The sequence below is a fragment of the Epilithonimonas sp. genome (assembly GCF_036780765.1).
Lineage (GTDB): Bacteria > Bacteroidota > Bacteroidia > Flavobacteriales > Weeksellaceae > Epilithonimonas.
The window spans coordinates 264,369-280,222 of record NZ_DAIQCG010000002.1 but is presented as its reverse complement, the minus strand read 5'-3'; the positions used below and the strand labels follow the sequence as shown (position 1 = coordinate 280,222).

The following is a 15,854-nucleotide window of genomic DNA, read 5'->3' as shown; positions in this document are numbered from 1 at the left end:
GATTGTATTTGGCTTTAGCCAAAATTTAAAAAGTTTATGATTAAAATTTATAATAAAAAAGAAAAAACAACCCAAAACATATACCTGTTCAGCGAAGACGATTGGAAACAGGAAAAAAACTCGTATCCGAACGTTGAATTATTCTTCAATGGAAAAAAAAATGACATTTTCATTAAAACTCACTCGGATAAGTTCGATTTTTTCATTGGAATTGGGAAAGATTCAAAAGGATACGAAATCCAAGCTATCGCAAACAAATTTTCTAATGATTATAAAAAAAGCTTGCAGGCAGTTCCAACTTCGGTTCATTCAAATTTAGGATTAGATTTGACAGAAGAATTAGTAAAAGGTTTATTTTTAGGAACTTATCTCTATCCATTTGAAAAATCGCATCCGTTTTGGCAGGAGAATTTTGAACTTCATTTTGAAAATATTTCTGAAGAAGAGGGAAAAAATTTAGCCTTAAAAACAGAAGCACTTTGCAACGGACAATTTGCCGGAATGGAATGGCTGAATAAACCTGCCAATCATAAAAAGGTGAATCAAATTTCAGATTTTTTGAATTCGACTGCGGAAAAATATGATTTGAAGTATAAAGCATTCAACAGAGAAGAGTCTATAAAAGAAGGCTTAGGAGCATTCGTCGCAGTTAATCAAGGGAGTTCGCAAGAAGCTGCTTTCACAATTTTAGAATACTATTGTGGAAAAGCTGATGCAAAAACTTTCGGATTGGTAGGAAAATGCGTTTTGTTTGACACTGGTGGAATTTCCATCAAACCATCTGAAAATATGCATTATATGAAAAGCGATATGGGCGGAGCAAGCGCAGTTATAGGAGCTTTGATTACAGCTTCGGAACTGAAACTTCCTGTAAACATCATCGCCATTCTTCCGATTACGGATAATGTTGTTTCAGAAAATGCGTATTTGCCGAGCGATGTTGTGACGGCTTACAATGGAAAAACAATTGAAGTTCTAAACACAGATGCAGAAGGTAGAATGACTTTAGCAGACGGACTTTCTTATCTATCAAAAAATTACAAAACCGATGTTTTGATTGATTTGGCAACGCTCACAGGAAGTTCGGTTAGGATGTTTGGTTACACTTGTGGTGCTTATTTCTCTAACAATGATGAGTTGAAAAAGAAACTGGAAAAATCCGCCGATAAAACCAATCAGCGACTTTGGAATCTTCCCCTTTGGGATATTTGGAAAGATGATTTTACTTCGGATGTTGCAGATTTTAAGAACATTTCGATGAAACCTTTTGGAGACTGTATTATTGCTGGAAAATTTTTGGAACAATTCATTGAAGGTCACGAAAATTGGGCGCATCTGGATATTGCAGGCGTTGCGTTTGGGAATGTTGGTTATGCTAAAGATAAAGCAGCGACTGGTTATGGCGTTCAGCTTTTGTTAGATTTAATTGAAAATTATTAGCCAAAATTAAAGAAGTAAATCTTTGAACATTTTACTTTTTACATAATACAAATTTGAAAATGAATATGGAAAAAACGATTGTTTGCATCTCTTGTTATTACAAAGGTTATGATTTTATGGACGAGTGCAAAAAACTCGGAAACAAAATCATTTTGATTACGTCAGAAAACCTGAAAGAAAAGAATTGGCCTTGGCACGCTATAGACGAGATTTATTATATGCCAGAGCTTGAACCTTCGGTTTGGAATCTTGACCATTTGGTCCAGGGATTTGCTTATCTGATGAAAAACCACCAGATCGATGCGGTTATTGCTTTGGATGATTATGATGTAGAAAAAGCGGCAATGATTCGGGAAACCTATCGTATTCCTGGGATGGGACAAACGACACATCGTTATTTCCGAGATAAACTGGCTATGCGCCAACAAGCCAAAGACAACGGGATTTCTGTTCCAGAATTTTCTTCCATTTTCAATGATGCAAAACTTCATCAATTCACACAAGATGTTCCAGGACCGTGGGTATTAAAACCACGTTCTGAAGCTTCAGCAAGTGGAATTAAGAAAATCAATTCGGCTGATGAACTTTGGCCGGCTGTGGAAAATCTTGGGGATGAACGTTATAAATTCCTTTTAGAATCTTTCAAACCTGGCGATGTCTATCACGTGGATTGTTTGGTTTATAATAAGGAAATTGTGTTTTCCTGTTTTTCAAAATATCTATCTCCACCGATGAAAGTTTCTCATGAAGGTGGCGTTTTCCGTACCAAAACATTGGATAAAAATTCTGAAGAAGCCAAAGGTTTGGAACAAATCAACAGAGAAGTTCTGACAAAATTCGGAATCAAAAATGGAGCAACTCATAGTGAATACATCAGAGGAACAGATGGACAATATTATTTCCTCGAAACATCTTCCAGAGTTGGTGGCGCACACATTCCGGATATGGTAGAAGCTGCTACAGGCGTAAATATCTGGCGTGAATGGGCAAGATTGGAAAATGCATTGTTACAAGGAACTCAATATTCGGTTGAGGAAACTCAGAAATTATATTCTGGATTGATTGTGGCATTAGCAAAAGACAAACATCCCAATATTGACAATTTGAAAAGCGACGAAGTGGAAAAATTTCTACCCATCGATTATCATATCGGAATTGTTTATAAATCCGACAATCCCGAAAGAATTCAGCAAAAATTGGATGAAGCGGCAACCTATGTCACAGAAGAGATTCTGAATATCATTCCGCCAAAAGACAAACCGACCAGCTAATGCTTAATTATGAATGATAAATTACTGAATTTCATAATCTTTTAATTTTAAAACAACAATGTCTCAAATCACACATACAGATTATTATTCACATATTCTTGGGATGAGCCTTCAGGTCGAAGTTACAGGACATTTCGGTTATCCTATTATTATGTTCCCGACTTCGCAAGGCTCCTATACTCAGAATGCCGATTTTCATTTAAACGGAAGTATTTCACATTTCACAAACAGTGGAATTTTGAAATTATTCAATGTTCAGACGATCGATAAATTTAGTTTTTATGACAAAGCGATTTCGCCTTACGAAAGAATTAGAAATTACGAAATGTACGTTCAATTCTTGGCTCAGGAGTTCATTCCTTATATCCAAAGAACGCACAACACACATCGTGTAGCAGTTGCAGGCGCAAGTTTTGGTGGTTATCACGCAGCTAATTTTGCATTCAGGTTTCCGGATTTGGTGTCGCATCTTTTCTGTTTGTCAGGCGCTTTTAACATCAGGAATTTTATGGATGGTTATCAGGATCAACTGATTTATTTCAATTGTCCCGACGAATTCGTAAAAAACGACGAAGCCTGGAAATATAAACATATGCACATTGTTCTCAGCACATCTGACCGTGATATTTGCCTGGAACCGACCAGAAAAATGGCAGGCATTTTAACGTCAAAAGGAATCAATCATTGGTATGATGAGCAAAAATGGATAGACCACGATTGGGTGCTTTGGAGAATGGTTTTCCCGACATTCGTTGGACGATTTTTTGGTTAATCAATTAAATTAATAAAACAAACATACAAATCTCAGACATCCAACATCGGACTTCTGACAAAAAAACAAAACATTATGGCAAAAAAAATTGGAATTTTATTTGGAATGGAAGACACGTTTCCTTGGGCTTTTATTGATAAAGTTAACGAACTCGGAAAAGGAGAATATATTGCAGAACCCGTTCAAATTGATAAATTGGAACAAGGCGCTGATTATGGTTACGCTGTGATTATTGACAGAATTTCGCAAGATGTTCCTTTCTACAGAGCTTATCTTAAAAATGCAGCGGTTAACGGAACTTACGTTATCAACAATCCATTTTGGTGGAGTGCAGATGAGAAATTTTTCAATAATGCTTTGATGTCAAAAATTGGAATTCCATTACCGAAAACTGTTTTGTTACCATCTCACGAAAGACCAACCAACACTTCGGAAACTTCTTTCAGAAACCTGAAATTCCCTCACGATTGGGAATATATTTTCAACTACATCGGATTTCCTGCTTATATGAAACCTCACGATGGTGGTGGTTGGAGAAATGTTTACAGAGTAGAAAATCCGGAAGATATGTGGGCAAAACACGCAGAAACAGAGCAATTGGTAATGATGGTTCAGGAAGAGATTGTTTTCGAGGATTATTATAGAGTTTATTGTTTGGGCAGAAAGTACGTTCACATTATGCCTTATGAACCTAGAAATCCACATCATTTGAGATATGCAACAACGCATCAAACGGAAGGAAAAGAACTTGAAAAATTATTGAAAACGATTACGGACTATACCATCAAAATGAATGAAGCTTTGGGTTACGATTTCAATACAGTGGAATTTGCTGTGAGAGACGGAATTCCTTACGCCATTGATTTCTGTAATCCAGCGCCTGATGCGGACAGAAACTCTGTTGGCGAAGAAAATTTCCAATGGATTGTAGAACACGCTGCAAAACTAGCCATTGAAAAAGCTAAAGATTACAAACCAGGAAAAATAAATATCGATTGGGGGAAATTTGTAACTAATCAGCTTTAAAAATATTTTAAAAACCCTTAGACTCCGCTCAGTGTGACATTGATAATTTTTCCGCAATATCATCTGAAGTTCTCAAAGACATCGAATATAGACTAACTACTAACTAACACAAGAAAAAAAATGCACAAATTCACAATTGGTGTTGAGGAAGAATATCAAATCATCGATGCGGAAAGCCGCGATTTGGTTTCCCACGTTTCCAAAATAATAGAAGGAGGAAAAGCAGTTCTCAGCGAAAATCTAAAACACGAGATGCACGAGTCTGTCGTAGAAATGGAAACAGGCATTTGTGAAAATATCCAACAGGCACGTCAGGAATTGACCGACCTCAGAAGACATCTAGTAAAAACCGCTCACGAGCAAGGTCTACGAGTTTCCGGCGGTGGAACACACCCGTTTTCTCATTGGAAAGATAACATCATCACAAAAGACGCACGTTATGACAAAATCGTAAGCGATATGGGCGATGTTGCAAGGTCGAATTTGATTTTCGGTTTACACGTTCACATCGGGATTCCAGATCGTGAAGAAGGAATTAGAATCCAGAATGTGATGCGCTATTTTTTACCGCACGTTTACGCATTATCTACCAATTCTCCTTTTTGGGTTGGCAGATTAACGGGTTTCAAATCTTACAGACAAGAAGTTTTTGCTAAATTCCCAAGAACAGGCTTACCAAGTTATTTCGGAAGTGTGGCAGAATTCGATGCTTACGTGAATTTGATGGTAAAAACAGGAACAATTGACAATGCTAAGAAAATATGGTGGGATTTGAGAGTCCATCCCTTCTACCCTACGATTGAATTTAGAATTTGTGATATGCCAATGACGATAGATGAGACCGTTTGTCTGGCAGCAATTATGCAGGCTTTGGTAGCAAAAATCTATAAAATGCATCAGCAAAATACCAGCTACAGAAGTTACAGAAGATTGCTTTTGACCGAGAATAAATGGCGAGCTTCCAAAGACGGAATTGATGCTCATCTTATTGACTTTGGGAAAGAAACAAGTGTTCCTTATAAAGATTTGCTGGAAGAATTATTGGCTTTCATAGATGATGTTGTGGACGATTTGGGATGCAGAAAAGAAGTTGAGTTTGCGAGAGAAATTATCAAAATGGGAACCGGAGCAGACAGACAACTCAAAGTGTTCCACGAAAGTGGCGGTGATATGAAAAAAGTGGTGGATTATATGATTTATGAAACAGAGAAAGGGCTTTTGTAATTATTAGTTATGAATGGTTAATTGTTTCCGAATCGCATGCAATAGGGATTGCAGTGGAAATCCTTTTGCTTTTCTTTCACATAAGGAAAAACAAAAGATTGCAACGGAAAGCCCGACCCAAGCTGTGATTTAGCGCTGGCGAGGGAATTGCCCTAATTACAGTAATGAGAATTTTGTTCGCTTTTTATCAATTTTAGATTCCGTATTTTTGTAAAAAATTATGAATATGAGTAAAAATGATGTAAGAATTGCACTTTTGGATATGAATAATAATCATCCGAATCAAGGGATGAGAAATATAAAAGAGCTGTCGAAAGCGTTTCAGGAGCAATCAGAATACGAAGTTTCTGTGGATGTTTTTGATATCCGTTATAAAAATGAAATGCCAAATATTGAAGATTTTGACATTTTCATTTCTTCCGGAGGGCCAGGAAATCCGCACCGTGAAGGTTATGAATGGGAGCAGAAATTTGCTGATTTTTTGACGCAAGTTTGGGAACACAACAAAAACAGTGAGCAGAAAAAATATTTGTTTCTGGTTTGTCATTCTTTCCAATTGGCAGTTATTCATTTCGGAATTGCAAATGTCTGCAAGAGAAAATCATATTCTTTCGGCGTGATGCCAATTCATAAATCGGAAGAAGGCGACAGTGAGTTTCTGTTCCAAAATCTTCCAGACCCTTTTTACGCAGTTGATTCCAGAGCGTATCAATGCATCGAACCTAATCTGGAAAAATTAGACGAATTGGGTATGAAAATCGTGGCTTTAGAAAAAATCCGCCCTACGGTTCGTTTGGAAAGAGCAATGATGGCCGTTCGTTTTTCTGACGAGATTTTCGGAACTCAGTTTCATCCAGAAGCTGACCCAATTGGCTTCATCAAAAATCTGGAAGATGAGAAAAATAAAGAAGCAATGATTGAAACTTTCGGGATGGAAAAATACCTTGAAACCATTGACAGAATGGATGATGACGACAAAATTATATTGACCAGAGCCCAAATAATCCCAAGGTTTTTACAGCTGGCGTCTGAACAAATTACTAAAAATTTGGTATTTGGTTAGTGGTTGACTGTTGATAGTTTTTATTTTGAAACTAACAACTTTCAACGCACAACTATCAACAAAATTTAAACTATGATTCCAAAATACAGAACTCAATTCAACGGAGAATTTTCTCAGGAAAAATATCAAAAAGTCAATGAATTAATAAAAGAGAAATGCGGTCACGAAGCCGCGTTTCGACTTTCTGAGAGTCCAATTTTTCTTAGCAAAGATTTTTGGCAAAAGCTGAATGATGCTTCCCAATCCATTATTTCTCAAATCAAAGAGATGTCTGACGAAGACTTGAGAAAAGCTATTCCTGCGAATTGCAATGTTCCGAATGATACTCAAAAACCACATTTTGTAGCCATAGATTTTGGAATTTGTCAAGATGAGAATGGAAATGTAATTCCGCAGTTGATAGAATTGCAGGCTTTTCCGAGTTTGTTTGGATTTCAAAAGTTGTTTGAAGAAGTGATTACCGAAGTTTATCCTTTTCTGAACGAACTGAAAAATTCTCTTCCGAAAGATGATTACATCAAAAAACTGAAACAGGTGATCTTAGGAAATGAGAATCCTGAAAATGTAATTCTTCTGGAAATCTATCCTGAAAGACAAAAAACGCTTATTGATTTTATTCTCACAGAAAAATATCTTGGAATCAAAACGGTTTGTCTGACGAAAATCAAAAAAGAAGGCAAAAAGTTATTTTATGAAAATGATGGAAAATTAATCCAAATCAACCGAATTTATAATCGTGTGATTTTTGATGAATTAGATAAAATTGAAGGTTTGGAATCTGAATTTGATTTCCGAGAAAACATTGATGTAGAATGGATTACACATCCGAATTGGTTTTTCAAAATCTCAAAATATATCCTTCCAAAACTAAAACACGAGTTTGTTCCGAAAAGTTATTTTTTAGCAGATTTTCCTGAAACTGAACTATTGGAAAATTTTGTTCTGAAACCACTTTTTTCTTTTGCTGGAAGTGGCGTAAACCTTAATCCGACTCAGGAAATAATCAATACAATTGAAGATAAAGAAAATTATATTCTTCAAAGAAAAGTGACTTATGCACCACTTTTTAAAGACATCAACGGAGAATTTTCCAAAGCCGAAATTCGGTTGCTTTTTGCTTGGAGTCCAGAAAAAGAAAATCCTGAACTTCTTGTAAATCTTGTAAGAATGACCAAAGCTGCAATGGTGAATGTGGATTTTAATAAGAAAGATGCGATTTGGATTGGAAGTTCTATGGCTTTTTTTGAGAAATAGCTTTCACTTTTAGTAATAATCTCTGGCGTATTTTTTGAACATAGCGATAAAAAACTATGTTAGATTTCAAACAAATTCTTCTGGGTTCAGAAGATTGGAGTTTCCTTTTAGAAACTGTTCTGAGAACAAGTATAATGTTCGTTATCATCATCTTAGGACTTCGACTTTTAGGTAAGCGAGGCGTGAAGCAACTATCCGTTTTTGAACTCGTTGTGATAATTGGACTTGGTTCTGCAGCCGGCGACCCGATGTTTTATAAAGATGTTGGAATTATTCCGGCAATTGTTGTTTTCACAATGATTATTAGCCTTTACTCCATCATTACATACTTTATTGGAAAAAGCAAAAAATTTGAACAGTTGGTAGAAGGCCAACCAATTTGTTTGATTGATGAAGGCGTTTTCTGCATTGATGATTTTAAGAAAGAGTCGCTGGGAGAAGATGAATTTTTTGCAGAATTAAGACTAAAAGGCGTCTCACATCTTGGTCAAATTGAAAAAGCCATTGAAGAAATCTCTGGCGAAATCAGCGTTTTTTATTATGAGGATAAAGACATCAAATATGGTTTGCCGATAATGCCCAATTCATTAGAAAAAACATTAAAAACATTTCCTAAAAACACCTACTATTCTTGTACATTTTGTGGTTATACTCAGGAATGTGATAGTGGAACACAAAGCAATTGCAGAGTTTGCGGAAAAGATGAATGGGTAGAATCTTCCAACAAAAAGAGAATCTCTTAAATCAATTCCAATTTCTCAACTTTCAGCTCATCAAAATGATGAATGACTAAATCTGCAGTTTCGTAGTTTTGACTTTTACTGTTTTCGCTTTTGTAACCGATACAGAAGATTTCTGCAGCATTGGCGGCTTGTATTCCGTTTGTGCTGTCTTCTATGACGATGCAATTCGATTTTTCATTTCCAGAAAGCCTTTGAGCTTCGATGAAAATCGCAGGATTCGGTTTTGATTCGGGAAAATCTTCACCACTTACGAGATGTGAGAAAAATGGAAATAAGTCAAACCTTTTGAAAACTCTGTCAATCGTTGATTTTGCTGCGGACGAAGCTAATATCAATTGGAAATTGGCAGAATGAAGATTCTTAATCAATGTTCCAACTCCATCCAATAATTTCAAAGCTGGGTCAGAATCGAACAGATCATAAAATATGGTTCTTTTTCTTTGGATTAATTCTTCAACATTGGTCTCGATTCCGAAAATCTCCTTAATCATTTGATAGACATTTCGGGTCGATTTTCCTGTAAATCTTGAGAATAATTCGGCATCAACATCAATGTTCAATTCTTTGAAATGTTGGTAGTAAGCTTTTTTGTGAAGTGGTTCTGTATCTACAATCACACCGTCCATATCAAAAATAACAGTATTCTTCATCTTCTAATTTCTCTTTTCAGTTTCATTAATTCGGAGCAAAAGTAGGGATTGAAAAATTAAACTGAAAGATTTTGGAAATTATTGAAATGTTAATTTGACAATTTTATCCTTCCCTGCTAAAATTAACGTATCGTGATTCAGCCATTCGCAAGCGTAGAAATTTTTTTCGTCAGATATTTTGGTCCAGGTTTTTCCGTAATCTGATGAGAAACTGATGTGCTGGTCACCAACTGCAACGATTTCTTTTCCTTTGGTTTTTGGTCGGAATTTCACACAAGTCATATAACCCGCATTTTTTCCGCTGGCTTGGATTTGCCAAGTTTGTCCACCATCATTGGTTGTTGCGATATTATTGATATTATCGGATTGTTTTGTATAATCTCCGCCAACTGCGATTCCGAAATTTTTGTCATAGAAATCTATTGAGTAAATACCTTGGGATGATGTTCCTTGAGTGAAAGGTGTTTCGAAAACCTGCCAGTTGCAATCTTTATTTTTCATTCTGTAAATTCTGGATTTTGCACCTCCTGTAGCAATCCAAATAACATTTCCAAAACTTGCAATATTAGTATTACTAGCAGCAAAAGCGGCTTCGCCTTTTTCTAAATAAGGAAAATCTTTACAATTTTTACAATTGATCCAATTTGCACCACCATTTCGGGTTTGAGAGATATTCAGTCTTTGATTGGCTGATGGGTCACTAAATGCTAATCCAAAATTATTATCTGTGAATTTCAAAGCATCATAAAAAGCGGTTGAATCATTATCATTAAACACAACTTTGAAGTCTAATGTTTTTTTGTTAATTTGGAAAAAATGCGCCGGACTTTCTATATTAATTGTGTAAAAATATTTGTTGTTTTGAGCTAAAGTTCTGAAATGAAGAGATTTTTGAGACAATCGGATTTGCTTTTTATTATTAGAATTCTTTAAATCTACATACCCAAACTTGGAATCTGTTCCTGCATACCAGACTTTTCCGTCCCAGAGTTGAATGGCTCGAATGCTGATTTTGTCAGTCAATAATGTATCGATGGTAAATTTCTGAGATAGCAGAAATGACGAAATAATCGTGAGTGAAAATAGTACTAGTTTTTTCATTTTATAAAAATAATGAAAGTTTGGTAATGTTGATGATTATTAACAAAATTTGGTTTTAAAGACAAAATCCATAGCCCCGATTGACTCTTATTTTTATTTTTCTATTTGCATCGTCTAAACTTCTTTTGCAACGGCATCCTTTTTTGTTTTTTCTTTTCAATTTCTATTGAAGACCAATTGGTCGTCAACAAAAAAGATATAGTGGAAAGCGGGATTAAGCTCCTAAAATTATGCTTAAAAAAGCAAAGCCCCATTTTGAAAACAAAACGAGACTTTACAAGTAATTTTTAAATCGCAGAACCAACGCCGTCTTTCAGGCTTTCTGTAAATTTTTTCCGTTCTTTTAACCTTCTTCTGGTAACAACTTTTTTTCCTGCTAAAGCCTTCATAAACTTCAGCTGTTCAAACCTTTCTCTTCCAAAATGATGAAAAAGAACATAAACCAGAACGCCTGAGCCTGTGATGATGATGTAACCAAATATTTTTTTAGTTGCCACTATAATGGCATTCAGCTGTAATAGCTTGATGTTTTTGGAAAGTGTTTGTGGGGTAATTGTCATCCCATCCAAATAAACAGCAGCATTGCCAATACTCTCTATCTGATATCTGTACTGAAACCACGAATATAATGTAGAAAAAATCCCAACAGCCAAAAACGTTCTCCAAACCAGAACCAATCCAATAGCTGCTATCATGTCATTAATCTCTAATTTGTCCAACGTATAGTACCAAACAGATATAAACAACGCGCCCATCCCGTAGCCTTTGAGAAACATTGGCAAATACCAATTATTATAACTGAACTCTAAAACCATAGAAAAGTACATTATGATAGCATAGCCCAGCATCGCAGAGAAACCAGAAAAGACAAACATCTTAACCGGTAATTCTTTTTTGAACCAAAACATCGCCAATATACCGGAAACAATAATCCCAGGAATCATCAATGTGCTTAGTTTTGCATTTGTAAGTTGATCATAGCCCAACACGCCCATTGAAAAAGTGTTCTGAATAGAAGCAGTTCCAAGATACATCCCCAGAAAGAATAACATGATCAAACCATTGACAACATTGCTTTTTTTAAAAATATTAAAAGAAAGGTAAGGTCTTTTGAGAGTTAATTGTCTTACACAAAGCATCCCAAAACTTACAAAAGCAACTAGACTTGCGTGAATGATCTTGCGGGAGTTCCACCAATCCTGTTGTTTACCAAACGCGTAAACATAAGCCGAAAACATAAAGGTTGAAACAAACAAAACAATACTCATCCAATCGATATAATGCAAAGGCATTTTGATGGCAAAATATTTATCGTGCATAAAAAACCAATGTAAAACAGCCATCAATAAACAAGCTATAGCAGCTAAAATGTAAAACTGTTGCCAATTATATACTAAGGATACTTCTGTTGCATAATATGATGCCAATTGTTGAAGAACCAGTACGAAGGTATAAAAGGCACCATAGAAAAACCCTCTATTCCCCATCATTACCATCAATGGTAAGAAAAATTCCAGAGATGCTATCATCTTCAAAAAACCTATCAAAAGTGCTGTAAACACAAAAATCATTGGGGAGGATGTTGTTGCATTAATAAAACAAAGAATCGCCAAAGCAATCAGAATGAAAATAATCTTATCTCTGACTTTAAATCGTTGTTTCAGTCTTCCAACAATGGGCATACAAGCTCCCATTCCAATTGTATTGGCATAATTGGCCCACAAAAAGTATTCGGATTGCGTACCTAGTCCGCTGGATAAACTGGTAATATTCCCTGTGTAAACGCCACTAAGCGGCATAAGCAATGCAAGCATCAACACTATCAATAGCAACTGCAATGGCTTGGGAACCCAATCGTTATATAGACCTTTGTTGTACATTATTATTTATTAGATTCTAGCTTGATATTCATATTCATGCCGGCACTCAGTTTATCGATATCTTCTTTTTTGTTATTGGAAGTAAACTCTATCCTTACCGGAATCCTTTGTTGAACTTTTATAAAATTACCTGTCGAGTTATCTGTAGGAACACTAGAATATTTTGCTCCTGTAGCCGCAGAAATCGCAGTCACTTTGCCTTCAAATTTTTGTCCGCCCAAAGCATCTGCTGCCATTATCATCTTTTCTCCAATTTTGATATTGGGCATCTGACTTTCCAAAAAATTGGCAGTAACCCATTTTTGACCATTCAGAACAATGGTTGCAACCTGTTGTCCCGGCTGTATCAATTGACCTTCTGATATTGTTCTTCTTCCCATTACCCCATCATAAGGTGCTGTGATCACGGTATAAGAAAGGTTGATTCTTGCCATATCCAGAGCTGATTTTGTTCTTTTGATCTCTGCATCGTTAATCCCCAATCTATTTTTGGCTTCGATAGTAGAAAGATTGGCCGAATTTTTTTGATTAAGTAATGTTTCGTACGCCGCTTTTTGCGCATCATATTCCGTTTTCACCTGATCATATTGTTGTTGTGTTACCGCTTCTGCTGCAAGAAGATTTTTATAGCGGTTGAGGTTTTGTTCAGCATTCCATAATCTAGCTTTTGAACCTGCAATATTAGACTGTACCACATTGGTATTATTAGAGACTGTAACTACAGAAGAACCTGCAGTCATTTTTTGAGCTATTGCATTTTGATACGCCGCTTCTGCCTGTCCCAATTGTGTAAGAATCTCCCGGTTGTCTAATACCAAAAGTGTATCTCCTTTTTTAACCTGCTGATGTTCTATAAATTTGATTTCCTTGATATAAGCCGACACTCTGGTATTAATCGGGTTAATAAATTCTTCTACCTGAGCATCTTCTGTATAAGTTTTATCACCTAGGTGGTAATACTCGCGAATCAGATAAAATAAACCCACACCTATAACGATAAACACGATAATGTTCGAAATAATGGCTCTTACTTTATTTTTTTTATTTTCTTTTTTCTTGAGTGCAACCGCAGACTGTACAGGCGCAGATTTTGTTTCTGGAGTATTTTGTTTCTTGTTTTCCATTGTTTTGTTTTCAGTAAATAATTATAACGAGCCTGTAGTTTTTAAAAGATTATAATATTGGTATAAAACATTGATCTCACCATTTGTATAATCCAATTCCGATTGTAATTTTTGATTTTGTGCATCGATCATTTCTGTCTGAACAGCTAATTGATTCAAATATTTTGCTTCTGTAATTTTATAATTCTCTTCCGCTAGCTTTTTAGCTTCATCCAGAATATCTACCTGCTGGATAGATTCTTCATACTTTATATACGCTGCATTCACAGACATATCGATATTCTGTTTAACAAGAGTCAAGGCATCTTGTGCCTGATGTTTCTGCATCTCTCCCAGCTCTATCTTTCCTTTGCTTTTGAAAAGGCTATCAATATTATAACTAAGTTGTACACCTGTTTGCCAAACGTTGAGATAAATATCCATCGCAGGCATTACATTCGTAAAAGGTCTTTGAACGGAATATCCTCCAAAAGCAGCTAAGGTTGGCATTTTATCCGTTTTTATGATCTCAATATTTTTATCAGCTACATCAATATTGGTCTTTGCAGATTTTAACTGAGGATTATTTTCATGTGCTAAGTTTTTATAATATTCTAAACCCAATCCAGCTTCTTTACTACTTAGATCTTCTATTGGCACTATTTGAATCTCATCAGATAATCCCAAAGCGATATCAAGATTATAATTAAGGATTTTCCTATTATTTGATAATGTTAAAATTCCTTGATCCAGATTTTTTATCGCAAGTTCTGCACGGATAACTTCGTTTCTCGTGAGCATCCCTTGCTGATAAAATTTTTGAATATTTTTCAGACGTTCAAGCGCTAGTTTTTTATTATTTTCATAAACGATTTGTTGGTTTATGATTTTGTAGACATCCAAATAATTGGAAATCACCAACAGTTTTATATCTTGTTTATTTTTATCAAAATCCAATAAAGCCAATTGCTCCCGAAGTCCTGCTAATTCTATATTTTTTTTCAAGAGACCACCTTTAAAGATGAGTTCAGATGCCTCAATACCATAGGTACTGCCATAATGCGGCATCGTCACATTTTGAAAATCTGTGAGATCTTTTTCTAAAACGAATGCATTACCAAGATAGAACTGGCTGGTAGAAGCCTTAATAGAAGGTAATTTGTGCTCTTTTGCTATTTCCACATTCTGCTTTGCAATGTCAATATTTTGAGCAGCCACCTTGAGTTGCTGATGGTTCACAATTGCCATATCAGCTACTTCCCTAGCTGTCATCTGTCTGTCCTGCGAAAAAAACAGCGCAGGGCAAATTGCTAACCATATAGATAGTATAGCCTTTGTACACTTTATCATTATACTTGTTTTTCGGGTACAAAATTATGATAATCGTAAAAGTAAATAAATGCTTGAGACTTGGAAAAAGATGTTCAAATGTAAGATTTTACTTTACAAACTGCGCGCGGTATTGATTAGGACTAATCTCCATATGCTTTTTGAAAAAATGAGAAAAAGAGTACTGATCACTAAACCCCAATACTGCAGAAATCTCAGATATAGGCATTTTAGAAGAATTAAGATATACTTTTGCTTCATTGATAACAATGGAAGCTATAATCTGACTTGCAGACCTTCCCGTGATTGACTTTACTACGGATGAAAAATGTCTGGTTGTAATCGATTGTCGTTCTGCATAGAACTCAACATTTCGATTGCTGAGATGATGATTGGCGAGGTCATTCAGGAAAATAAAAACAATTTCTTCCTGTCTCGACATCTGATTCATTGAGCTATTGTCTTCCTTGGAAATAATTCCTGCCATCTGATAACAGAAAACCGAGAAAAGATGTTCCACAATCTCTTTTTTGTAGGTCATCTCGGTTTCAGAATCGAGAATATATTTCAGGAAATTGACACTTTTCCAAACCACATCTAATTCATCCTTAGAAAAAGGAACACCCACATTCATCTGCTGTCGAAAATACCTATAAGTAATTAACCTATTGAATTTCAGAGATAGTGCAGAAATAAATTCACGTTTATAGGAAACCATCCTCGACTGGAAATTATCGCTGATGGAAATCAACTCATATACTGTTTGCGGATCTGTTACTATAAAAGTATTGGCGGTCAATTCCAGATCACTAAGATGTTGGCGAAGTTTTATTGTTCCGCTTTTGATAAATAAAAACGCAGGATTATCGGGGCGAAAAGGTTTGTCTGTCGCGATTCTTTGGTGAATAGTTTCCTGAGTAAAAATCTCAACCCCGAATTGTTCTAAAGCTGTCATCCCACAAATTTAATGTTTTATGAATTTATAATTTTAGACAATA

At 35.6% G+C, this 15,854-nt stretch carries 14 protein-coding genes; 8 read left to right on the top strand and 6 right to left on the bottom strand.

Annotated elements, in window-relative coordinates:
- The first annotated feature begins 36 nt into the window (after positions 1-36).
- The 8 genes from V7P73_RS04725 (at position 37) to V7P73_RS04690 (ending at position 8,793) form a co-directional block, all read left to right on the top strand.
- Positions 37-1,440, top strand: coding sequence for a M17 family metallopeptidase (locus V7P73_RS04725; RefSeq protein WP_333851793.1), 1,404 nt, complete (start codon positions 37-39; stop codon positions 1,438-1,440).
- A 59-nt stretch (positions 1,441-1,499) separates the two neighbouring features.
- Complete coding sequence (locus V7P73_RS04720; RefSeq protein WP_333851792.1) at positions 1,500-2,711, top strand: ATP-grasp domain-containing protein; 1,212 nt, start codon at positions 1,500-1,502, stop codon at positions 2,709-2,711.
- 58 nt (positions 2,712-2,769) lie between these two features.
- The gene (locus tag V7P73_RS04715) at positions 2,770-3,483 is read left to right on the top strand and encodes an alpha/beta hydrolase-fold protein (RefSeq protein WP_333851791.1); all 714 of its coding nucleotides are present in this window, start codon (positions 2,770-2,772) and stop codon (positions 3,481-3,483) included.
- Positions 3,484-3,558: 75 nt separating this feature from the next.
- Positions 3,559-4,509 carry an ATP-grasp domain-containing protein gene (locus tag V7P73_RS04710; protein WP_120214418.1) on the top strand — a complete coding sequence of 317 codons (951 nt, stop codon included), beginning with the start codon at positions 3,559-3,561 and terminating at the stop codon, positions 4,507-4,509.
- Positions 4,510-4,629: 120 nt separating this feature from the next.
- Complete coding sequence (locus V7P73_RS04705; RefSeq protein ID WP_333851790.1) at positions 4,630-5,733, top strand: carboxylate-amine ligase; 1,104 nt, start codon at positions 4,630-4,632, stop codon at positions 5,731-5,733.
- 220 nt (positions 5,734-5,953) lie between these two features.
- Positions 5,954-6,796 (top strand): type 1 glutamine amidotransferase, encoded by an 843-nt coding sequence (locus V7P73_RS04700; RefSeq protein WP_333851789.1) that lies wholly within the window; start codon positions 5,954-5,956, stop codon positions 6,794-6,796.
- A gap of 72 nt (positions 6,797-6,868) precedes the next feature.
- The gene (locus tag V7P73_RS04695) at positions 6,869-8,050 is read left to right on the top strand and encodes a hypothetical protein (protein WP_333851788.1); all 1,182 of its coding nucleotides are present in this window, start codon (positions 6,869-6,871) and stop codon (positions 8,048-8,050) included.
- A 56-nt stretch (positions 8,051-8,106) separates the two neighbouring features.
- Positions 8,107-8,793: a DUF421 domain-containing protein gene (locus V7P73_RS04690; protein ID WP_333851787.1), complete on the top strand. Its 687-nt coding sequence runs from the start codon at positions 8,107-8,109 to the stop codon at positions 8,791-8,793.
- Here the strand turns inward: V7P73_RS04690 and V7P73_RS04685 are convergent.
- From V7P73_RS04685 to V7P73_RS04660, 6 genes are all read right to left on the bottom strand, one after another.
- A complete protein-coding gene (locus V7P73_RS04685) occupies positions 8,790-9,443 on the bottom strand; it encodes an HAD family hydrolase (RefSeq protein WP_333851786.1) in 654 nt (217 codons plus the stop codon). The genes V7P73_RS04690 and V7P73_RS04685 overlap by 4 nt on opposite strands.
- Positions 9,444-9,521: 78 nt before the next feature.
- Complete coding sequence (locus V7P73_RS04680) at positions 9,522-10,544, bottom strand: WD40/YVTN/BNR-like repeat-containing protein (protein WP_333851785.1); 1,023 nt, start codon at positions 10,542-10,544, stop codon at positions 9,522-9,524.
- Between the two features lie 287 nt (positions 10,545-10,831).
- Complete coding sequence (locus tag V7P73_RS04675) at positions 10,832-12,424, bottom strand: MFS transporter (protein ID WP_333851784.1); 1,593 nt, start codon at positions 12,422-12,424, stop codon at positions 10,832-10,834.
- A gap of 2 nt (positions 12,425-12,426) precedes the next feature.
- The gene (locus tag V7P73_RS04670; protein ID WP_333851783.1) at positions 12,427-13,548 is read right to left on the bottom strand and encodes an HlyD family secretion protein; all 1,122 of its coding nucleotides are present in this window, start codon (positions 13,546-13,548) and stop codon (positions 12,427-12,429) included.
- A 21-nt stretch (positions 13,549-13,569) separates the two neighbouring features.
- Entirely contained in the window at positions 13,570-14,877 is a 1,308-nt protein-coding gene (locus V7P73_RS04665) for a TolC family protein (RefSeq protein WP_333851782.1), read from the bottom strand.
- 88 nt (positions 14,878-14,965) lie between these two features.
- A complete protein-coding gene (locus V7P73_RS04660) occupies positions 14,966-15,811 on the bottom strand; it encodes a helix-turn-helix domain-containing protein (protein ID WP_333851781.1) in 846 nt (281 codons plus the stop codon).
- Positions 15,812-15,854 lie beyond the last annotated feature (43 nt).